Source organism: Nonomuraea jabiensis, assembly GCF_014204795.1.
GTDB lineage: Bacteria > Actinomycetota > Actinomycetes > Streptosporangiales > Streptosporangiaceae > Nonomuraea > Nonomuraea jabiensis.
The window spans coordinates 13,113,581-13,133,955 of sequence record NZ_JACHMB010000001.1; the positions used below are offsets into that span (position 1 = coordinate 13,113,581).

19 protein-coding genes and 1 pseudogene are annotated in these 20,375 nt (G+C 71.9%); 14 read left to right on the forward strand and 6 right to left on the reverse strand.

Going from position 1 to position 20,375, the window contains the following annotated elements; translation table 11 throughout:
• Positions 1-8: 8 nt before the first annotated feature.
• Positions 9-1,364, forward strand: a complete 1,356-nt coding sequence (locus HD596_RS59830; RefSeq protein WP_185078153.1) for a DHA2 family efflux MFS transporter permease subunit — start codon at positions 9-11, stop codon at positions 1,362-1,364.
• Positions 1,334-1,828, forward strand: a complete 495-nt coding sequence (locus HD596_RS59835) for a 2-thiouracil desulfurase family protein (protein ID WP_185078154.1) — start codon at positions 1,334-1,336, stop codon at positions 1,826-1,828. Before HD596_RS59830 ends, HD596_RS59835 begins: the two co-directional genes overlap by 31 nt.
• Here the strand turns inward: HD596_RS59835 and HD596_RS59840 are convergent.
• Both HD596_RS59840 and HD596_RS59845 read right to left on the reverse strand, forming a co-directional pair.
• Entirely contained in the window at positions 1,804-2,184 is a 381-nt protein-coding gene (locus tag HD596_RS59840) for a hypothetical protein (protein ID WP_185078155.1), read from the reverse strand. The genes HD596_RS59835 and HD596_RS59840 overlap by 25 nt on opposite strands.
• A gap of 94 nt (positions 2,185-2,278) precedes the next feature.
• Positions 2,279-2,758: a hypothetical protein gene (locus tag HD596_RS59845; protein ID WP_185078156.1), complete on the reverse strand. Its 480-nt coding sequence runs from the start codon at positions 2,756-2,758 to the stop codon at positions 2,279-2,281.
• A gap of 27 nt (positions 2,759-2,785) precedes the next feature.
• Here HD596_RS59845 and HD596_RS59850 point away from each other — a divergent pair, with 27 nt between their 5' ends.
• The 8 genes from HD596_RS59850 to HD596_RS59885 all read left to right on the forward strand — a co-directional run bounded on the left by HD596_RS59850 (position 2,786) and on the right by HD596_RS59885 (position 10,926).
• Positions 2,786-3,463 (forward strand): response regulator transcription factor, encoded by a 678-nt coding sequence (locus HD596_RS59850; RefSeq protein WP_185078157.1) that lies wholly within the window; start codon positions 2,786-2,788, stop codon positions 3,461-3,463.
• A 38-nt stretch (positions 3,464-3,501) separates the two neighbouring features.
• Positions 3,502-4,800, forward strand: coding sequence for a sensor histidine kinase (locus tag HD596_RS59855; RefSeq protein WP_185078158.1), 1,299 nt, complete (start codon positions 3,502-3,504; stop codon positions 4,798-4,800).
• A 41-nt stretch (positions 4,801-4,841) separates the two neighbouring features.
• Positions 4,842-5,840, forward strand: coding sequence for a lytic polysaccharide monooxygenase auxiliary activity family 9 protein (locus HD596_RS64540; RefSeq protein ID WP_185078159.1), 999 nt, complete (start codon positions 4,842-4,844; stop codon positions 5,838-5,840).
• 104 nt (positions 5,841-5,944) lie between these two features.
• Positions 5,945-7,315, forward strand: a complete 1,371-nt coding sequence (locus HD596_RS59865) for a Dyp-type peroxidase (protein ID WP_185078160.1) — start codon at positions 5,945-5,947, stop codon at positions 7,313-7,315.
• A gap of 126 nt (positions 7,316-7,441) precedes the next feature.
• On the forward strand, positions 7,442-8,125 hold the full coding sequence (locus tag HD596_RS59870; protein WP_185078161.1) for a GAP family protein: 684 nt from the start codon (positions 7,442-7,444) through the stop codon (positions 8,123-8,125).
• 40 nt (positions 8,126-8,165) lie between these two features.
• Complete coding sequence (nhaA, locus tag HD596_RS59875; RefSeq protein ID WP_185078162.1) at positions 8,166-9,962, forward strand: Na+/H+ antiporter NhaA; 1,797 nt, start codon at positions 8,166-8,168, stop codon at positions 9,960-9,962.
• A gap of 77 nt (positions 9,963-10,039) precedes the next feature.
• Complete coding sequence (locus HD596_RS59880) at positions 10,040-10,435, forward strand: hypothetical protein (RefSeq protein ID WP_185078163.1); 396 nt, start codon at positions 10,040-10,042, stop codon at positions 10,433-10,435.
• Between the two features lie 83 nt (positions 10,436-10,518).
• The gene (locus HD596_RS59885) at positions 10,519-10,926 is read left to right on the forward strand and encodes a hypothetical protein (protein WP_185078164.1); all 408 of its coding nucleotides are present in this window, start codon (positions 10,519-10,521) and stop codon (positions 10,924-10,926) included.
• Here the strand turns inward: HD596_RS59885 and HD596_RS59890 are convergent.
• Positions 10,923-11,381, reverse strand: a complete 459-nt coding sequence (locus HD596_RS59890) for a hypothetical protein (RefSeq protein ID WP_185078165.1) — start codon at positions 11,379-11,381, stop codon at positions 10,923-10,925. The two genes, HD596_RS59885 and HD596_RS59890, sit on opposite strands and share 4 nt — an antisense overlap.
• Positions 11,382-11,427: 46 nt before the next feature.
• Here HD596_RS59890 and HD596_RS59895 point away from each other — a divergent pair, with 46 nt between their 5' ends.
• Positions 11,428-12,405 (forward strand): helix-turn-helix transcriptional regulator, encoded by a 978-nt coding sequence (locus tag HD596_RS59895; protein ID WP_185078166.1) that lies wholly within the window; start codon positions 11,428-11,430, stop codon positions 12,403-12,405.
• A 25-nt stretch (positions 12,406-12,430) separates the two neighbouring features.
• Here the strand turns inward: HD596_RS59895 and HD596_RS59900 are convergent, their stop codons facing one another.
• Positions 12,431-13,366: a GNAT family N-acetyltransferase gene (locus HD596_RS59900; RefSeq protein ID WP_185078167.1), complete on the reverse strand. Its 936-nt coding sequence runs from the start codon at positions 13,364-13,366 to the stop codon at positions 12,431-12,433.
• 217 nt (positions 13,367-13,583) lie between these two features.
• On the opposite strand from HD596_RS59900, the gene HD596_RS59905 reads away from it, so the two are divergent.
• Both HD596_RS59905 and HD596_RS59910 read left to right on the forward strand, forming a co-directional pair.
• Complete coding sequence (locus tag HD596_RS59905; protein WP_185078168.1) at positions 13,584-14,891, forward strand: extracellular catalytic domain type 1 short-chain-length polyhydroxyalkanoate depolymerase; 1,308 nt, start codon at positions 13,584-13,586, stop codon at positions 14,889-14,891.
• Between the two features lie 125 nt (positions 14,892-15,016).
• Positions 15,017-18,793 carry a S8 family peptidase gene (locus HD596_RS59910; RefSeq protein ID WP_185078169.1) on the forward strand — a complete coding sequence of 1,259 codons (3,777 nt, stop codon included), beginning with the start codon at positions 15,017-15,019 and terminating at the stop codon, positions 18,791-18,793.
• Here the strand turns inward: HD596_RS59910 and HD596_RS59915 are convergent.
• Together HD596_RS59915 and HD596_RS66125 are read right to left on the reverse strand one after the other, a co-directional pair.
• Positions 18,768-19,232: a helix-turn-helix transcriptional regulator gene (locus tag HD596_RS59915; RefSeq protein WP_221520118.1), complete on the reverse strand. Its 465-nt coding sequence runs from the start codon at positions 19,230-19,232 to the stop codon at positions 18,768-18,770. The genes HD596_RS59910 and HD596_RS59915 overlap by 26 nt on opposite strands.
• Before the next feature lie 25 nt (positions 19,233-19,257).
• A pseudogene (locus HD596_RS66125) lies at positions 19,258-19,359 on the reverse strand (hypothetical protein); the annotation flags it as partial.
• A gap of 80 nt (positions 19,360-19,439) precedes the next feature.
• On the opposite strand from HD596_RS66125, the gene HD596_RS59920 reads away from it, so the two are divergent.
• Positions 19,440-20,312 (forward strand): NmrA family NAD(P)-binding protein, encoded by an 873-nt coding sequence (locus HD596_RS59920; RefSeq protein ID WP_185078170.1) that lies wholly within the window; start codon positions 19,440-19,442, stop codon positions 20,310-20,312.
• Positions 20,313-20,375: the final 63 nt, after the last annotated feature.

Below are 20,375 nucleotides of genomic sequence, written 5' to 3' on the forward strand. Positions count from 1 at the left end.
TGTACGACATGCGATACAGCGTACGAAACTCGCTCTGGACCACCGGCCTGGTCGTCCTCCTGGGCGTCGTCATGACGATGCTCGACACCACGATCGTCAACGTCGCGCTCGGCACGCTGGCCCGCGACTTCCACACCACGCTCGCCACCATGCAGTGGGCGGTCACCGGCTACCTGCTGGCCCTGTCGATGACGGTCCCGGTCACCGGCTGGGCCGTGGGCAGGTTCGGCGCCCGGAACGTCTGGCTGGTCTCGCTCGTGCTGTTCGTGGCGGGTTCCGCGCTCACCGCCGCCGCCTGGTCGGTCGGGAGCCTGGTCGCCTTCCGCGCCGTGCAGGGGCTGGGCGGGGGCCTGCTCCTGCCGGTCGGCCAGATGATGCTGGCCAGGGCGGCCGGCCAGGAGCGGATGGGCCGCGCGATGGCCCTGATCTCGCTCCCGGCGATGCTGGTGCCGGTGCTCGGGCCGCCGCTGGGCGGCGTGATCGTGGAGGGCCTCGGCTGGCGGTGGCTGTTCCTGATCAACGTGCCGTTCTGCGCGGTGGCGCTGCTGGCGGCGTTCCTGCTGCTCCCCCGCGAGCCGGGCGCGAACCCGCAGGGGCTCGACGTGCTGGGCCTCGCGCTGCTCTCGCCCGGCCTGGCCGCGCTGGTCTACGGGCTGTCCGAGATCGGCAACGGGGCCTCCCCGCTCCACCCCGCGCTGTGGATCGGCGTGGCGCTGGTCGCCGTGTTCGCCGTGCGGGCGCTGCGGACGACCGGCGCGCTGCTGGATCTGCGGTTGTTCGGGAACAGGCAGTTCGCCGCCGCGGTGGGCGCGCTCGTGTGCTACTCGGCCGCCATGTTCGGCTTCACGGTGCTCGTGCCCCTCTACAGCCAGCTCGCGCAGGGCGGGAGCGCGCTGGAGGCGGGGCTGCTGCTGGCCCCGATGGGGATCGGCGCGGCGATCACGATGCCGGTCGCGGGCAAGCTGACCGACAGCAAGGGGCCGCGCGGCGTCGGCGCGGCGGGCGTGGTCGTGGCCGTGGCGGGCATCGCGGGGTTCTCGGCGTTCGGGGGTCTCGTGCCGATGTTCGTCCTGGGGCTCGGGCACGGGCTGGTGTCGACGTCGGTGATGGCGGCCGCGTTCAAGACGCTGGAGCCGGCCGCCATCCCGGCCGCGACCACGCTGAGCACGATCGCGGTGCGCCTCGCCTCCCCGTTCGGCGTGGCGGTGCTGGCCGTGCTGCTGCAGGTGTTCACCAGGACGGGCGTGGAGCGGCCCTTCACGTACGCGTTCGGCGTCGCCATCGCGCTGGCGGCCGTCTCGCTGGTGCCGATCGCGCTCATAGGATCGAAGGCATGGAGAGGATCCTCGTCAGCGCGTGCCTGATGGGCCGCCGGGTCCGCTACGACGGTCGCGCCAAGACCAGCGCGGACGCCCGGCTCGCCACGTGGCGCGAGGAGGGGCGGCTGGTGCCGCACTGCCCGGAGGTGTCGGGCGGGCTGCCGATCCCGCGTCCGGCCGCCGAGATCGAGGGCGGCGCGGGCGGGGCGGCCGTCCTGTCCGGGGCCGCCCGCGTGCTGGCGAGCGACGGATCCGACGTGACGGCCGAGTTCCTGGCGGGCGCGCGGTCGGCGCTGGCCGTGGCGCGCTCGCACGGCATCCGGCTGGCGGTGCTGAAGGAGGGCAGCCCGTCGTGCGGCGCGCTGTCGATCTACGACGGTACGTTCAGCGGCGGGCGCAGCCCCGGCCAGGGCGTCACGACGGCGCTGCTGGAGCAGCACGGCATCCGCGTGTTCACCGAGGACCACCTCGACGAGGCCGCCGACTACCTGCGGACCCTGGACACGTAGAACGAGCCCGCCAGCCCGGTGGCGAGCAGGACCGCGATCACGCTGTGATACCAGCTCAGCAGCGCGCTCGACGGGCCCGCCCCGAGCGCCAGCGCCAGGATCCCCATCAGCACCCCGCCGAGCGCCGCCGCGTGGCTGTAGATGATCCCGTCCCAGGCCCACGCGCGCTCGGCCAGCACGCCGTACGCCCCGGCGAACATCGCCCCGGCGCACAGCGTCTCCACGATCGCGGCCGGCACGATCACGGCCTCGCGTACCGGGCCGAACGCGATCCCCGCGTGCAGCAGCCCGAACGACAGGAAGATCAGCGCGTACAGCAGCGAGAGCCATCCCAGGGCCCGGCGAAGTGCGTCCATGCGATCCACCCTCGCACCGGGGGCGGGCCGGCGAATCGTCCCCAGGGAGGCGGTCCGGATACCACGCCCGCCGTAGCCCGGCGGGCGCCGCCCGTCAGTACTCCCAGGTGTCGGTGCGCTGCTCGTGGCTGATGCAGAACACGCCCGTGCCGTGCTCCCCCTTGACCAGGTCCACCCTGATCCAGCCGGTGGCGCGGGCGACCTTGGCGGTGTAGCCGCTGACCGGGGTGGCCGACACCAGGCGGCAGCCCTCCGGGCCGAGCGTGAACGCCACCTCGCCGCCCTTCACCTTCACCACCTTCAGCGGCTTTCTCGGCGCGGGGCTCTTCACGGGACTCTTCGTCGGGCTCTTGACCGGCTTTCCCGACGCACGACTCGGGCTGGGGGTGGGGCTGGGGCTGGTGAGGGTCAGCGGGGCTTCGTCGGCCGCGATCGTCTGGGCGACGAAGGGCTCCACGCCCACGTCGTCCACGAACTCGTCCCGCAGCACGCCCCGTACGCCGAACCACGAGACCGACACGGCGACCGCGGTCGCCCCGCACCAGATCGCCGCGTATCGAAGGGCTCGACGCATGAGAGGCATTATGTACGGTTGGTGCGCATGGCGACGGTGCTCGTAGTGGAAGACGATGAATTCGTCAGATCAGCGATCATCCACGAGCTCGGCCGGCGCGGGCACGCCGTCCGCAGCGCCGGGTGCGCGCTCGACGCGCTCAGGGAGATCTCGCAGCGCCCGCCGGACGCCGTCGTCCTCGACCTGGGCCTGCCCGACCTGGACGGGTCCGAGGCGCTGCGCATGGTGCGCGGCATCTCCGACGTGCCGGTCATCGTGGCCACGGCCCGCGACGACGAGGCCGAGATCGTCCGGCTGTTACGGGCGGGCGCGGACGACTACCTGGTCAAACCGTTCTCCGGTGACCATCTCAGCGCCCGGCTGGACGCCGTGCTGCGCAGGGCCAGGTCCGCGCCCGCGCCCCAGATCTTCCGCGTGGGCGGCCTCGAGGTGGACGTGGGCCGGCGCGAGGCCGCGCTCGACGGCGGTCCGCTGTCGCTGACCCGGCGCGAGTTCGACCTGCTCGCCTACCTCGCCGCCCGCGCCGACCGCGTCGTCACCCGCCAGGAGCTGCTGGCCGAGGTCTGGCGGCAGTCGTACGGCGACGACCAGACGATCGACGTGCACCTGTCGTGGCTGCGGCGCAAGCTCGGCGAGAGCGCCTCCCAGCCGCGTTACCTGCACACGGTCCGGGGCGTCGGCGTGATGCTGTCGGCGCCCCGATGAGAGCGCCCCGATGAGAGCGCCCCGATGAGAGGCCCCCGATGAGGCGGACACTGGCGGTGCTGATGGTCGCGGTCACCTCGATGGTCGCGCTGGCCTTCCTCGTGCCGCTCGCGCTGATCGTCAAGGAGACCGCGCAGACCAGGGCGCTGGCGGGTGCCGAGCGGCAGGCGTCCGCGCTGGTCCCGGTGCTGGCGCTGACGACCAGGAGCGACGACCTGGGGCACGCCATGGCCCGCACCGAGGCCGGGCGGCGCGGCCTGCTGGCCGTCCACGTCAAGGGCGGGACAACGCAGGGCACCTCCCGCGCGCCCGCCGCCGAGGTGGCCAGGGCCGCCCGCGAGACCAGGGCGAGCACCGTCGAGCTGGACGGCGGATACGTGCTGCTGCGCCCGGTCGCGCTGGACGAGGACCGGGGCGCGGTGATCGAGGTGTTCGTCCCCGCGGCCGACCTCAACCGGGGCGTCCTCACGTCATGGGCGGTGCTGACCGGGGTGGCCGTGGCGCTGGTGCTCGGCTCGGTGCTGGTCGGCGACCGGCTCGGGGCGCGGGTCGTACGCTCGGCGCGCCGGCTCGGCACCGCCGCGACCGCGCTGGGAGCCGGCGACCTGAGCGAACGCGTCTACCCCGACGGGCCGCCCGAGCTCAAGGCGGCGGCGACCGCGTTCAACGCCATGGCGAACCGCGTCACCCAGCTCCTGGCCGCCGAACGGGAGCTGGCCGCCGACCTCTCCCACCGGCTCCGCACCCCGCTCACCGCGCTCAAGCTCAGCCTGGACCAGCTCGGCCCGCAGGCGGAGCCCGGCAGGCAGGCGCTGGCCAGGCTGGAGGGCGAGGTGGACACGATCATCGCGGCGGCCCGGCGGCCGTCGCGGGCGGCCAGGTCGTGCGACGCGGCCGAGGTGCTGCGCGAGCGGCTGACGTTCTGGTCGGCGCTGGCGGAGGATCAGCGGCGCCCGTGGGAGCTGGTCGGGGCCACGCTGCCGGTACGGGTGCCCGTACCGGCCGGTGAGCTGACGGCGGTGGTGGACGCGCTGCTCGGGAACGTGTTCAGGCACACGCCGGAGGGCACGGCGTTCGGCGTCACCCTGCACGAGGGCCAGGACACCGTCGGCATCCTGATCGCCGACGCGGGGCCCGGCATCGCGGACCCGGACTCGGCGATGGAGCGGGGCAGCAGCGGCAGCGGGTCCACCGGGCTCGGGCTGGACATCGCGCGCAGGCTCGCCGAGTCGACGGGGGGCCGGCTGCGGCTGGACCGGTCGTCGATGGGCGGGGCTCAGGTGCAGGTGTGGCTGCGTACTGAAATAGCAGCTAAGCCAGCCTTAAAGGACACTTAAGCCCTAAATTTCGCCCTTTCGGATACATCAAGGTGATCTATATGCAGATCACCCGTAAGGCGCTCGTCGCCACCACCCTGGCCGCCCCCACGCTGCTCGTGCTCGCCATCGCCCCCGGCACGGCCTCCGCGCACGGCACCATGAGCAACCCGCCCAGCCGCACCATGGTCTGCTACAGCGAGGGCCCGGAGAACCCGAAGTCGGCCGCCTGCAAGCAGGCCGTGGCCATCGGCGGCACCCAGCCGCTCTACGACTGGAACGAGGTCAACATCGCCGACGCGGCGGGCCGGCACCGCCAGATCATCCCAGACGGCAAGCTGTGCAGCGCGGGGCGGGACAAATACCGCGGGTTCGACCAGGCACGGGCGGACTGGCCCGCGACGACGCTGGCGAGCGGCGCGTCCCACACGTTCAGGTACCGGGCGACCGCGCCGCACAAGGGGTCGTTCGAGCTCTACATCACCAAGGACGGCTACGACCCGGCCAGGCCGCTGAAGTGGTCGGACCTGGAGGCCAAGCCGTTCCAGACCGTGCAGAACCCGGTGGTGACGGACGGCTTCTACACGATGACCGCCAAGCTGCCCGCCCGGCAGGGACGGCACCTGATCTACGCCATCTGGCAGCGCAGCGACAGCCCCGAGGCGTTCTACTCCTGCTCGGACGTGGTCTTCGGCCAGTCCAACCCGGTCCCGGCCCCCACGCCCACCGGCACACCGACCGCCACCCCCAAGCCCACCCCCACTTCCGGCCCCACTTCTGGCCCCACGCAGCCGTCCGGGGACCTGCCGGCCGTCAACGCGGGCGTCGGCCTCGTCCCCGCCGCGGCCAAGGTGGGCCAGGAGGTCAGGGTGACGGCGGTCTGCGGCGGGTCGAAGGTGCGTGACGTGACCTCGAACGCCTTCGCCACCGTCCGCACCCGCCCCACCGCCCCCGCGGCCACCTGGTCATCGGCGCTGAAGGCGGTCAAGGCCGGCCGGTTCGGGGTGACGGTGCGCTGCGAGAACGGCGGCGTGGCGCGTACCGCACTCACCGTCGGCTGATCGGGAAAGCGACCGGGCCGCTTTCCCGGAAACCTTCTCGCGTTCCCAGGAGTCGTACAGATTGGGGGCCCGATTTCACATCGAAACGGGGAAGGGACTCGGCAATGCCTGTCGACCTGAACAACGCACAACCTCTGGCCTGGGACTCGGCCACGCTCGACGCGGACACCAAGGCGATGCTGGACAACCTCCAGCCGAACATCCTGCGCGCCCACGTGCGCGAGCACCTGTCCGTGCTGTTCGTCAGGTTCAACGACGCGGCGGAAGGAAAGGCATTCCTCCGGCACGTGGCGACCACCAAGATGAAGTCGGCCCGCGAGCACCTGCAGGAGGTCCGCGACTTCAACGCGAAAGGCAGCCGGGGCACGCCGTACGTGGGCATCGGCATCAGCAAGGCCGGCTACCGCGACCTCGGCCACTCGGTCGAGGACGTGCGCAAGTTCGGGGACCGGGTGTTCCGCGACGGCATGAAGCGCCGGGTCGCCGAGGTCGCCGACCCGCCCGTGGAGACGTGGGAGCGTACGTACCAGCGGGAGATCCACGCCGTCATCCTGATCGGCGACGCCGAGCCGGGGCCGGTGGCGGCGCTGCGCGAGGAGATCCTCGGCGCGCTGCCGGAGAGCGCGCGGCTGCTCGGCGAGGAGACCGGGCAGGGCATGCGCAACCCCGCCGGCGACGGCATCGAGCACTTCGGGTACGTGGACGGCCGCAGCCAGCCGCTGTTCGTGAAGGACGAGGTGGACAGGGAGCCGAAGAAGCACTGGAACCCGGCTTTCCCGCTGAGCAACGTGCTGGTGCCCGACCCCTTCGCGCCGAACCCCGTCCGGCATCACGGCAGCTACCTGGTGTTCAGGAAGCTGGAGCAGAACGTACGGGCGTTCAAGGAGATCGAGCAGGAGCTGGCCGACGGCCTGGGCCTGGTCGGCGCCGACCGGGACCGGGCGGGCGCCATGCTCGTCGGCCGGTTCAAGGACGGCACGCCCCTGACCAGCAAGCCCAAGGCGGGTGGCGGGCCGGTGAGCAACGACTTCACCTTCGACGGCGACGACGGCAGCAAGTGCCCGTTCAGCGGCCACATCAGGAAGACGAACCCGCGCTCGTTCGGGCGTGAGGTGCTCATGGCGCGGCGCGGTCAGACGTACGGGGAGCGGACCGACGAGCCGTGGGACGACTCGCCGCCGGAGACCCGGCCGAGCGGCGAGGTCGGGCTGCTGTTCATGGCGTTCAACGGCAGCCTGCTGAACCAGTTCGAGTTCACGCAGCAGTCGTGGGCCGACAACCCCGACTTCGAGAACCCGGCCACCGGGCACGACCCGGTGATCGGGCAGGGCGATCGGGACATCAAGGTCGCCTTCCCGAAGGTCTGGGGCAAGCCGGAGCTGTCGGTGCCGCAGGCCCAGGTGGCCCAGACGGTCACGATGAAGGGCGGCGAGTACTTCTTCGCGCCGTCGCTGGCGTACCTGCGCAACCTGTAACCGGGGAAAGGCCGGAGCCGTTCGCGGCCCGGCCTTTCCTTCCCCCGGCCTGATGCGAAGGATGTACGCCCCGTTTCCGCCCGCCGGAGGAGGAAGTGCCGGTCCCGTCCCGGCACGATCGGAAGCATGACGATCGGACTGCTGCTCGCCCTCGCCGCCCTGGCCCTCGTCGACAGCACCAGCTTCGGCACCCTCGGCATCCCCGTCTACCTGCTGCTGGCCTCGAAACGGTCGGGCGGGCTGCTGGTCTACCTGGCCACCATCGCGGTCTTCTACTTCCTGGTGGGGGTCGCGCTCATGCTGGGGCTGTCCACGGTGATGGAGCGCTTCGGCGACGTGCTGCGCACCACTCCCGCGTACTGGGTGCAGCTCGTGCTGGGCGTGGGGCTGTTCGCGCTGAGCTTCAGGCTCGACCCCAAGCGGCGCGCGAAGCTGGGCAAGCCCGAGCGCCGCTTCGAGCCCCGGGTGGGCGGCCCGCGCGTGATGGTGCTGCTGGGGCTGACCGCCGGGGTGCTGGAGCTGGCGACGATGGTGACCTACCTCGCCGCGATGGGCATCATGACCACGGCGGGGCTGACCGCCGGGCAGTGGGTGCCGTTGCTGGGCGCGTACGTGCTCGTCATGATCCTGCCGCCGCTGGCGCTCATGGGGCTGCGCGCCGTGGCGGGAGCCTGGCTGGAGCCCAAGCTGGAGCGGCTGCGGGCCTGGATGAGCAAGCACGCGGCATCGGCCCTGAGCTGGGGCCTTGCCATCGTCGGATTCCTGCTTGCCCGGGATGCGGCGTTTTATCTGTTCTTCCAGAGACCGTAGGATCGGATGCCTCCGCTGGATCTTCGGGGGGAGATCTGTGATGTTGCGGGCGTTCCTGCGGACCGAGGCAGGCAGCACGACCGTGCTGCTGGTGGCCACGGTGCTCGCCCTGCTCTGGGCCAATTCGCCGTGGGGTGACACCTACGAGGCGTTCTGGCACACCCCCATGGGCATCTCCTTCGGGGACGCCGACTTCTCGCTGGACCTGCGGCACTGGGTCAACGACGGGCTGATGACCGTCTTCTTCTTCCTCATCGGCCTCGAGGTCTCCTACGAAGTGCGGCTCGGGCAGCTCAGGGACCGGCGGCTCATCGCCGTGCCGGCCGTGGCGGCCTTCGGCGGGATGCTGGTGCCGGCCGGCGTCTACCTCCTGCTCAACTTCGGCGGGCCGGGCGCGGGCGGGTGGGGCGTGCCCATCGCCACCGACACGGCGTTCGTGCTGGGCGTGCTCGCCATCGTGGGCGCCCGGTGCCCGGATCCGCTGCGGGCGTTCCTGCTGACGCTGGCCATCGTGGACGACGTGCTGGCGATCATGATCATCGCGATCTTCTACACGGCCAGCCTCTCCATCCCCGCGCTCATCACCGCCGTCGTGCTCCTCGCGGCCATCGTGACCCTGCGGTGGCTGAGGATCTGGCGGGCGCCCGCCTACGTCGTGCTGGGGTTCGCGCTCTGGGTGGCCACCCTCGAGAGCGGGATCCACCCGACGCTGGTCGGCATCGCACTGGGCCTGCTGGTCTTCGTCTACGCGCCCACGGACCAGAAGCTGCTGCTCGCCGGCGAGGCCGTGCAGGAGTTCACCAGCGAGCCGAGCGCGCGGGCCGCCAGGGAGGCCACGCGGCGGGTCCAGCGGGCCGTCTCCGTCAACGAGCGGCTGCAGCTGCGCCTGCACCCGTGGAGCAGCTACGTGATCGTGCCGATCTTCGCCCTGGCCAACGCCGGGGTGCGGCTCGACGGCGAGACCCTGCGGGCCGCCCTCACCTCGCCGGTCTCCATCGGGGTGGCGCTGGGGCTGGTGCTCGGGAAGTTCGTCGGGATCTCCCTCGGCACGTGGCTGCCGCTGCGGTTCGGCTGGGGGATCCTGCCCGGCAACCTGGTGTGGGGGCAGCTGCTGGGCGGGGCGGCCGTGTCCGGGATCGGGTTCACGGTGGCGCTGTTCATCGTTGACCTGGCCTTCGACGGCTCACCCGTCCACGCCCAGGCGAAGATCGGCATCCTGGCCGGGTCGCTGCTGTCCGCCCTGCTGGGGTGGGTGATCTTCCGGCTGGCGTGGGACCGGGGCGGGGTGTGCGCGCCGCCCGAGGCCGAGCCTCCCGAGGAGCTGCCCGACCGGCTCACCGTGCCGGTCGGTCCGGCGGACCACGTGCGCGGGCCCGAGGACGCCACGATCACGATCGTCGAGTACGGGGACTTCGAGTGCCCGTACTGCGGGCGGCTGCACCCGGTCCTGGAGGAGATCCGCCGGAAAAATCCTGATGTACGGATGGTTTTCCGGCATTACCCGATCCGTACGCTGCACCCCCGGGCCGCGTCGGCCGCGATCGTCTCCGAGGCCGCGGCCGACCAGGGCAGGTTCTGGGAGATGCACGACATCCTCTACGACAACCAGCGCTTCCTCACCGACGCCGACCTTGAGCACTACGCCGCCGAGCTGGGCATCGATCCCTGGTCCGACGTGCCGGGCCACGCCGCGCGGATCGCCCTGCACGAGGAGTCCGGCCGCGACAGCGGCGTGCGCGGCACCCCCACGCTCTTCCTGAACGGCGTGCGCTACCAGGGCGGCCTGGACAAGGGGTCGATCAGCAGAGCATTGGACGATCTACGCGAATCCCCGTAGCGTCGTCGCGTCCCCGCTTCTCCCCGATCGGAGCTTCCTTGCTTGCCAATATCAGCAATATCCTCACCTTTGCCGTGATGGGCATCCTGTTCCTCTTCGGCGTCGTCGTGACCGTGATGGCTCGACGCGAGCACGGCTCGGCCGCGATGATCGGCATGGTGGGCTGCGTCCTGCTCCTGCTGGGACTGGCGTTCGACGGCTTCCGCTCTTTCGTGCTGTATCCGCAGCTGGGCGCGTCGCTCGACCCCACGATCGTGGCCGTCACCAACCTGGCCTCCCTGCTCTTCAACGCGGGCGGCACGGCCCTGCTGATCTGGGCCGTGGTGGCCCGGCGCAAGCCGCGCCAGCCCGCCCAGCCGCCGCAGGGCCCCGGCTGGCCGCAGCAGCCCCCCTATCCGCAGCAGCCGTACCCGCAGCAGCAGCCCGGCTGGCAGAACCCGCAGCAGCCGCCCTACGGTCAGGGCCAGAGCTGACCCACCCGTGGGACGGGTCCCCCGGGGAAGTGTGACAATGGGAGGGCACGCCCCCACGCTCCGCAGCGGCTCCTGAGGAGATCATGACTCGAGAGCAACCTGACCCGCAGGGACAGGACCCCCACCAGACGATCAGGCACCGCAAGCCCTCCCCGACCCAGCCCTTCCCGGCACAGGCCACCCCGCAGGGGCCTCCCGGACAGGTCCCGCCGCCGCGGCACGGCCCCCCGCCCCCGCAGGACTCCCCGACCGTGCGCGTGCCGCCACCTCCCGCCCCGCCGACCGTGCGGGTGCCCCGGCCCGGGCGGCCCCAGGATCCGCCCTCCACGCAGCGGCTCCCCTACACGCCGGACATGCTGCCCGACGTGTCCCACTACGAGGCCAAGCCCCCGAGATCGGCCTGGTGGTGGGCGATCGTGGCCGGCTCGCTGGTGCTCCTGGTCGCGGCCGTCGCGGTGGCGGCCATCCTGTGGGCCCGCTCCACCGCCTAGCCCGCACGCCGGGTGAGGTCCATCGTCCAGTTCGTCTCCCAGGTCAGCCCGTCGTCCGCCGAGAACGCCTGCTCCCAGCGGGCCGCGTCCGGGCCGAGCACCGTCCAGATGAACCGGCACCGCACCCGCCTGCCCTCATACGTCTCCTCCCCGTAGAACTCGCCCCGGTTCCCCGCGAACCCGCCCACCATGGGCGAGGTGTCGAGCGTGCTCCTGGTGCTGCCGGCCCAGTAGATGGACCACTCCCGCGACTCGGGGTTGTACACGCGCACGGTCAGCCCGCTGGACCCCTTGGTCGGGAACGTGATCTCGTCGAAGCTGGCCGCCCCGTCGAAGTGCCGGGTGGCGACCGAACGGCCGGGGAACTCCTCCCATTCGTCGCTGCCGGCGAGCGCCTTCACGAGCCTGCGGTTGCCGACGTCCCAGTGGCCGGCGAGAAAGTCGAAATCGTTCATGCGGGCGACGGTAGGCCGCGGTCACTGACAGGTAGTGTCAGTGAATGTGCGTGCTTCCCGCCTGGTCTCGATCCTCCTGCTCCTGCAGACGCGCGGCCGGATGACCGCGCAGGACCTGGCCGAGCGGCTGGAGGTCTCGGTACGCACCATCTACCGCGACGTCGACTCCCTCCACGCCGCCGGCATCCCCCTGTACGGCGACGCGGGCCCCAAGGGCGGCTACCAGCTGCTCGACGGCTACCGCACCCGGCTCACCGGGCTGACGGCCGACGAGGCCGAGTCGCTGTTCCTGGCCGGCCTGCCGGGTCCGGCGGCGGAGCTGGGGCTGGGCGCGGTGGTCACGGCCGCGCAGCTCAAGCTCATGGCGGCGCTGCCCGTGGAGCTGCGGGACCGCGCCGGGCGCATCCAGGAGCGCTTCCACCTCGACGCGCCCACCTGGTACCGCGACCAGGAGCCGGTGACCTACCTGCCCGCCGTGGCCGACGCCGTCTGGAACGAGCGCCGCATCCAGGTCAGGTACCGCCGCTGGAAGGCGCCCCAGGAGGTGGAGCGGCGGCTGGACCCGTACGGGCTGGTCGTCAAGGCCGGACGGTGGTATCTCGTCGCGCGGGCGGACGAGGACGTGCGCACCTACCGCGTCTCGCAGATCCTCGACCTGCACCCGCTCCCTGAGGGCTTCACCAGGCCGGACGGCTTCGACTTGGCGGCCTACTGGCAGGGCTACCTGGCCGAGTTCGAGGCCCGGCTGCGGCGGGGCGAGGCGGTGCTCCGGCTGTCGCCGCGCGGCGTCGAACGCTTGCCCGACCTCATGACCCCCGGCGTGGTGGCGGCGGCCAGGCAGAGCGCGCAGCCGCCCGACGAGGAGGGCTGGACGCGGGTCACGGTGCCGATCGAGTCGATCGAGCACGCGCTCGCCGAGTTCCTGCGGCTGGGCACGGACGTCGAGGTGCTCGCCCCCGCCGAGCTACGCGACCGCATGGCCGCCACCGCCGCCGAGCTCGCCGCCCGCTACCGCCCGGCCTGAGCCGCCGACACCGGCTCGTCGGCGATCATGCCGACTTCCTCATCACGTGGAAGCGCCGGGTGATCTCGTAGCCGGCCTTGGTGTAGAGGCGGCCGGCCGGGCTCGCCTCGCCGGTCCAGAGGAACCACGACGAGTGGAGCCCCTCGGCGCGCATCATGGTCATGGCGAGATGGAGCAGAATCTTGCCGAGGCCGGTGCCGCGCTGCTCGGGGTCGACGCCGAAGGGTCCGAAGCGCTCGGGGATGCCGCGGTAGGCCGCATAGAGAGCGAATCCCACTATTCGATCTTTTTTCGCGATGACCATGCGTTGGGGGTCGCGGTGCTGCCGGATCGCCTCGCCCCAGTCGGGGTTGAAGGCGTCGGCCGCGAAGCGGATCAGCTCGGGCAGCTCGCCGTCGGTGGGGCCGCGGAAGGCGTACCCCTCGCTCTCGCGCTCGGCGCGCAGCTCGCGTACCTCGTCGGGGGTCACGTAGCCGACGAGCGTCCGGTCCATGGCGGCCGGCGAGTACAGGGTCCGGAAGCCGAGCCCGTCGAGGAGCCGGTAGCCGTCGGGGTAGAGCTCGGCGTCCACCCCCGGGAGCACATAGTTCGGCGTATAGGACGAAAAATCGACCTTCGTCCGGCCGGCCCGCTCCAGGAACGCCAGCGCCTCGCCCACCAGCCGCCTCCCGAGCCCGCCACCGCGATGCTCGGGGACGACGAAGAAGAACGGGATCCACCCGGTGTCCGGCTCCAGGTCGGTGCCCGGGGCCAAGGGGGTCAGGCGGCGCACGCCGTACGCGCAGCCCACCACCCGCCCGCCGGAGACCGCCACGCGCAGCCCCTCGGGGTCGAAGTTGGGGTCGAGCAACACGCAGTCGCGGAACCAGGGGGAGGTGGCGGGGTCGGCCGGCATGCTGCGGTTCCAGGCGTCCACCAGGGAGACCTCGTCACCGGACGCGAAGGCGCGGACTGTGACCATCAGGGTCCTTTCACCTTTGAACTCTCGGGAATTTATTTTCCCCCTCGGCGCAGCTTAGGAAAATTACTTTTACGCCACCATCGCCCGAAACTTTCACGTCGGCCAACCCTTAGCCGCAGGTCACCCAGCCCTTTCCCGCCGCCCCCACCAGCAGCGATTGCGTCGGCGAAAGTTTCTCTTCACACTCGCAATGTTTCAGGCGAACGAGAGGAACCCGATGAACGTGAGAGCTCGGATCATGGGTGCCTTGATCGCCGCCGCGACGCTCATCGTCGCGGGGCTGATCACCGCGCCACCGGCCTCGTCGGCACAGCTGACGGAGGTGACCGGCTTCGGCACTAACCCGACAAACCTGCGCATGCACCTGTACGTCCCGGACGGCGTCGGGACCCGACCACCTCTCCTGGTCGCCGTGCACTACTGCACGGGATCGGGTCCGGCCTTCTACTCCGGCACGGAGTTCGCCTCGCTGGCCGACCGGCACAAGTTCATCATCATCTACCCGTCCGCCACCAGGAGCGGCTCCTGCTTCGACGTCTCCTCGCCGCAGGCGCTGCGGCACGACGGCGGCAGCGACCCGGTCGGCATCGTCTCCATGGTCAGGTACGTGCAGCAGCGCTACGGCACCGACCCCGACCGCACCTTCGTCACCGGGGCCTCCTCGGGCGCCATGATGACGAACGTGCTGCTGGGCGACTACCCCGACGTCTTCAAGGCCGGAGCCGCGTTCGCCGGGGTGCCGTTCGCCTGCTTCGCCACCACGGACGGGTCGATGTGGAACAGCGCCTGCGCCAACGGCCAGGTCAGCAAGACGCCGCAGCAGTGGGGCGACCTCGTACGCGGCGCGTACCCCGGCTACAGCGGCCCCCGCCCGCGCATGCAGGTGTGGCACGGCACCGCGGACGGCACGCTGCAGTACCCGAACTTCCAGGAGGAGATCAAGCAGTGGACCAACGTCCACGGCCTGAGCCAGACGCCCAGCAGCACCGACCAGCCGCAGTCCGGCTGGACCAGGACCAGGTACGGCGGCACCGGCACGATGGCCCCCGTCGAGGGGATCAGCCTCCAGGGCGTCGGCCACAACGTCCCGACGAGCGGGATGGCCGCCGCCGCGATCGCCTTCTTCGGCCTTGACCAGGGCGGCGGCACGCCGACCCCGACCCCGACCCCCACGCCGACTCCGACTCCGACTCCGACCCCGACGCCCGGGACCGGGGCGTGCCGGGTCACGTACACGATGAACACCTGGAACACCGGCTTCACGGCCGCGGTCACGGTCACCAACACCGGCACCACCCAGCTCACCTCCTGGGCGCTGGCCTTCACGCTTCCCGCGGGCCAGAGCGTCACCTCCGCGTGGAACGCCACGGTCTCGCCCGCGAGCGGCCAGGTCACGGCCAGGAACGTCAGCTACAACGGCACGGTCGCCCCGGGCGCGTCCGCCTCGTTCGGCTTCCAGGCCACCCACACGGGCAACACCTCCAAGCCGTCCGCCTTCACCCTCAACGGCGCCACCTGCACGTGACGGCTCGCTCCGCCGGGTTCGGAACCCCCCCGAGCCCGGCGTGATCATCTGATGGATACTGGCCCTTCTCGGAGAATTTGGGAGCGCTCCCGAACGTGCTCCCGCTGTAACCGAAAGGGCACATCTTGTCCAAATTTCACGCGCGGTTATCGGCGGTGTTATCGGGCTCGGTGCTCGTGCTCGCCGCCGGTCTCGCGCCGCTCCACCAGGCGGCAGCCGCGGCGACCGAGCCCGCTGAGACCCAGCCGGCCCGTGTCACCCTCACCCTCATCACCGGCGACGTCGTCGAGTACGCGCCGTCGCAGGCCGGCGCCCCCTCCATCGCCATCAGGCCGGCGCCCAGGCCCGGCGGCGCGGACGTCACGTTCGCCACGCTGCCCGGCAAGGACGGCGGATACCTGGTCCTGCCCTCCGACGCGGCCCCCATGGTCGCCGCCGGGACGCTGGACGAGGAGCTGTTCGACGTCGAGACGCTGGCGCGGGACCGGCGCGTCGAGGCGATCCCCCTGCTCGTCACCTACCCGGGCGACCCCGCCCCCGCCGCGCTCGCCACCTCCGCCCGGTCCCTGCCGGCCGGCGAGAACGTGCGGGTGCTCGACAGCGTCAATGGCGCCGCGCTCACCGTACGAGCCGACCGGGCCGGCGACTTCTGGGCCGGGCTCAACACCGGCGCCAAGCTGACCGGCGGCGCGATCTCCAAGATCTGGCTGGACCGCAGGACGAGGGCGTCGCTCGACAAGAGCGTGCCCCTCATCGGCGCGCCGGCCGGGTGGGAGCGCGGATTCGACGGCAAGGGGGTCAAGGTCGCCGTCCTCGACACCGGGATCGACGCCGGCCACCCCGACTTCGCCGGGCGGATCCTGGCCAGCGAGAACTTCTCCGACTCCGCCGGCATCGCCGACAAGGTCGGACACGGCACGCACGTCGCCTCGACGATCGCGGGCGCCGGACCGACGTACAAGGGCGTGGCGCCGGCCGCGTCCCTGCTGGTCGGCAAGATCCTCGCGGACAACGGCCTGGGCGACTGGTCGTGGGCCATCTCCGGCATGGAGTGGGCCGCCGCGCAGGGCGCCGACGTGGTCAACATGAGCCTGGGCACCTGCTGCGGCAACGGCACCGACCCGATGAGCCAGGCGCTGAACGAGCTCACGAAGAAGTACGGCACGCTCTTCGTGACGGCGGCCGGCAACGAGGAGGACCCGCTCACGGTGAGCGTCCCGGCCGCGGCCGACGAGGCGCTGGCCGTGGGCGCGGTGGACAAGGAGACCGGCACGACCCTGGCCGGGTTCTCCAGCAAGGGGCCGCGGCTGGACGACGCCGCCGTCAAGCCGAACATCGTCGCCCCCGGCGTGGACATCGTCGCCGCGCGCTCGGCCTACTCCTCGCTGCCCGGCATCCCGGGCGACGACAAGTACACGACCTTCAGCGGCACCTCCATGGCCACCCCGCACGTCGCCGGGGCCGCCGCGATCCTGGCCCAGCAGCATCCCGGCTGGCGGGCCGCCGAGCTGCGCGACGCGCTCACCTCGACGGCCGTGCGCAACGACGGGCACAACTGGTTCGAGCAGGGCAGCGGCCGGGTGGACGTGGCCCGCGCCGTCACCCAGAGCGTGTTCGCCACCTCCGTGGTGGACTTCCGGCTCCTGGGCAAGCCCGCCACCAGGCAGGTCACGTACCGCAACCTCGGCTCCGAGCCGGTCACGCTGGCCGTCTCGCTCGTCACCCGCGGCTGGAGCGGCCGGCACGCGCCGGACAGGGCGGTCAAACTGGGCGCGCGGAGCGTCACCGTGCCCGCGAACGGCACCGCCGCCGTCTCCCTCACCGCCGACCCGTCGGCCGGCCCGATCGGCGCGTACGGCGGCTGGGTGACGGCCAGCGGCGGCGACGTGCGGCTGGTGACGCCGTTCAGCTACTACACGGGTCCCGCCACGCACCGGCTGGGGGTGTCGCTGGTCAACTCGTACGGGACCAAGGAGTTCTTCCCCGGTTACCAGGCCGAGCCCCTGGTGTACGCGATCCCGCTGAAGCGGGCGAACAGCCCGGAGGACCCGTTCAACCCCTACGGGTACTACTACCTGCGGACCGACTATTCGGGCAACGGCGAGTTCTCCCTGCCCGCCGGGGACTACGAGGTGATCGGCGTCGCCAACGAGAGCCGGATCAGCAACCGTACGAGCTGGGTGATCGAGAACGTCCGCCTCGACGGGGACAGGACCGTCACCCTGGACGCGCGCAGGACGGCGCCGATCCGGCCGAGGACGCCGAAGCCGCTGGACGGCGGCGGGAACGCGTACTACGTGCGCACCTTCACCGACCGCACCCAGCCGGTCTCGCTGTACGGCGGGGTCCAGGGCGGCGGGCAGCAGCTGTTCGTCACGCCGGTGTCCTCGGTGAAGACCGGCAAGGTGCGGCTGTCGCACCAGTGGAACCTGGAGCCCCCCGTGCTCGCCTCGGCCACCGCGGGCGGGCTGGCCCTGCATCCCGCCTACGACGTGGAGGCCATGCGCAGGCTGACCGCCGCCACGTCCTACCCCGTGGTCTCGGTCGGAAGGGGACGGCCGGAGGACTTCACGGGCGTGGACGTCTCCGGCAAGATCGCGCTCGTCGGGATCCCCGTCGAGAGCGGCTACGTCAACGCGAGCGTCCAGATGGACGACGCCGGCCGCGAGGCCTCCCTGCGCGGCGCGGCGGGCGTCATCGGCTTCCTCGACGTGGACGGCGGGCGGGCGCGCGTCCCGCTGGGCTGGTCGCTGCGGCTGGGGCTGGACGCCGCCGAGGGCCGTTCGCTGCGGTCCGCCCTGGCCAAGGGGCCGGTGTCGCTGCGGCTCGAACCGCAGGCGGGGCCGGGCGCGATCTACCACCTCCGCTTCGACTCGCGCGGCCGGGTGCCCGCACGGCCCGTCAAGGTCGACCTGGAGCGGCTGGTACGGATCGACGCCGCCTACCACGCCGACAAACCGGACACCAGCGGCTGGGAGTACGGCGAGTCGACGGCCGGCGAGGAGCCGGGGCGGATGACGTACGGCGGATCGCTGCGGATGCCACTCACCCGGACCGAGTACTTCGGGCCCGTGTCCGACGACGTGGTGTGGTCCCGCACGATCACGAACGACGGGCTGGTCCTGCACTCCGACGACCGGTTCACCGGTGACGACCGGCGGGTCTCCGAGCAGTGGTTCAAGGCGCCGCTGGTGCCTGCCGCCGCGGACGTGCCGCCGGGATACCCGGTCAAGGTGCCGTGCGCGCTGTGCCGGGACTCCGAGCAATTCGTGCCGTTCGAGCAGTGGCGCGACTCCGACCCCCGTCACTACAGCGACCTGAGCCCGGTCACCTCGGCGCCCCGGCTGTTCGCGGCCGATCAGGAGCTCGCCCCGCAGGGCTGGCGCCCGCGGTTCTTCACCGTGCCCGGTGGCCCCGGGGCCTACCGCGTGGAGGCCGTGGACACCTCGGGACGCACCCTGTCCGGCACGGTCACGACCACCGCGCGCTTCGCCTCCTCGCCGCCGCCGTCCTCGGGGGCGCCCCGGGGGTACGCGTGCTCGTTCGGGGCGGGGTGCGCGTTCCAGCCGGCCGTCCAGGTCACCTACGACCTGCCTCTCGACCTGCTGAACCGGGCCCCGGCCGGGGAGCCGTTCGCGTTCGACCTGCGCGCCGGCGCGCACTCGGCCGTACGCCGGGCACCCGCCGTCAACCAGGTCACGGTCGAGTTCTCGGTCGACGACGGGACCACCTGGCGGGCCGCGACGCGGGTCAGGAAGCGCGGCGACGGGCGGTTCCGGGTGGAGCTGGCCCATCCCGCCCTGGCGCAGACCAGCGGCTTCGTGTCGCTGCGGGTCACGGCGTCGGACACGGCGGGCGGCTCGACCACCCAGACCGTCAACCGGGCCTACGCCCTGAGATGACACCACGGGACGGCCGAGGATCACCCTCCTCGGCCGTCCCCGCGCGTCCGAAGTCGCTGGTGAGCCAGCGCTCGATCGAGAGGTCGGGAAAGGGCTGCGGCTCGTGGTCACCGGGCACGGGCGTCAGGTCGCGGATGCGGTCGATGCAGAACAGCCGCCAATCGGCTCGGCCCACGTCGAACCCCACCAGATACCAGCGCCCATTCCGCAGGACGTGCCGGTAGGGCTCGATCAGGCGCTCCGATCGGACGCCGTCCCGGTCGGTGTAGTCGAACCGCACCCGGGTGTTGCCGGCGACGGCGTCGGCCAGGACGCCGATCGTGGCCGCGGTGATGACGGCCGCGGGCTGCTGCAGGACCTCGGTGACCAGGGCTGTGGCGGCGGCCCGTCGGCGCAGCCTGCGCGGGAGCACCGAACTCCCGCAGACGTTGGGCGTCACGACGCACCGTCCGGACGCTCACGCCGAGGCGTTGCGCCAGGTCCGCGGCGGGCCACTCGCCGCCACTCTGGAGCAGAGACAACAGCTGGAGGGTGCGCGCCGTCGGTGTCCCGTCCATGGGAACCATCCTGCCGGGAGACGAGGACGGAAACAGGCCGCCTCTGCTCGTACTGTTCTGACCTGCCCCGATACAGAAGGAGGCCGCTCATGCGGATTGCTGTGACCACTCCCCATGGCAACGTCGGCCGGCACTTGACGCGGGCCCTCGTGCGCGCCGGTGTCCGCCCCCGGCTGCTCATGCGTCAACCCGACCGTCTGCCCGCGGACCTGCGCGACTTCGTCGAGGTGGTGCAGGCCGACTCCTGGGACACCGAACTGGTCGTCGCCGCGACCCGGGAGGTGGAGGCCATCTACTGGGTTGACCCCACCTCGGCGGGTGCCGACCCCTTGGCCGACCACGCTCGCGCCACCGAGGCCGTCACGGCGGCCGTCACCCGCAACAACATCGGCCGGGTCGTCTTCCAGAGCAGCGTCGGGGCGGAGAAGCGCCACGGGGCCGGTGAGATCGACGGGCTGGCGGGCACCGAAGTGGCCCTGGACGAGATCGGCGTCGACGTGACCCATCTGCGCTGCGGCTACTTCTTCACCAACCTGCTGCTCGAGATCGATGCCCTGCGCGCCGGCACCCTGCAGGTCGCCCTGCCCCTCGACGCACCGATGAGCTGGGTCGCCCCGCGCGACATCGCCGAGGTCGCCGCGACGGTGCTCCTTAACCCGGCATGGTCCGGTCGCCACGTCCGAGCGGTCCACGGCCCCGCCGACCTGACCTGGAACGACGTGGCGGCCATCCTCAGCATCGAGCTGGGACGCCCCATCACCGTCGAGCAGATCAGCGACCAGGCGATGTACGACCAGTACATCAAAGCCGGTATGCCACCCAAGCTTGCCGAGGCGTTCCTGGGCATGTCGACCGGCCTGCGCGACGGCTTCGTCCCCGAGCAGGACCGCACCGCCGCGACCACCACCCCGACCACGCTGTCGTCCTGGGTCCACGACGAGCTCACGAAGTCGCTGACCTGACCCGCCTCCGAGCGCTCTCCGGCGACCGCCGTGACGCCACGGCTGTCACCGGAGGCCGCGGAA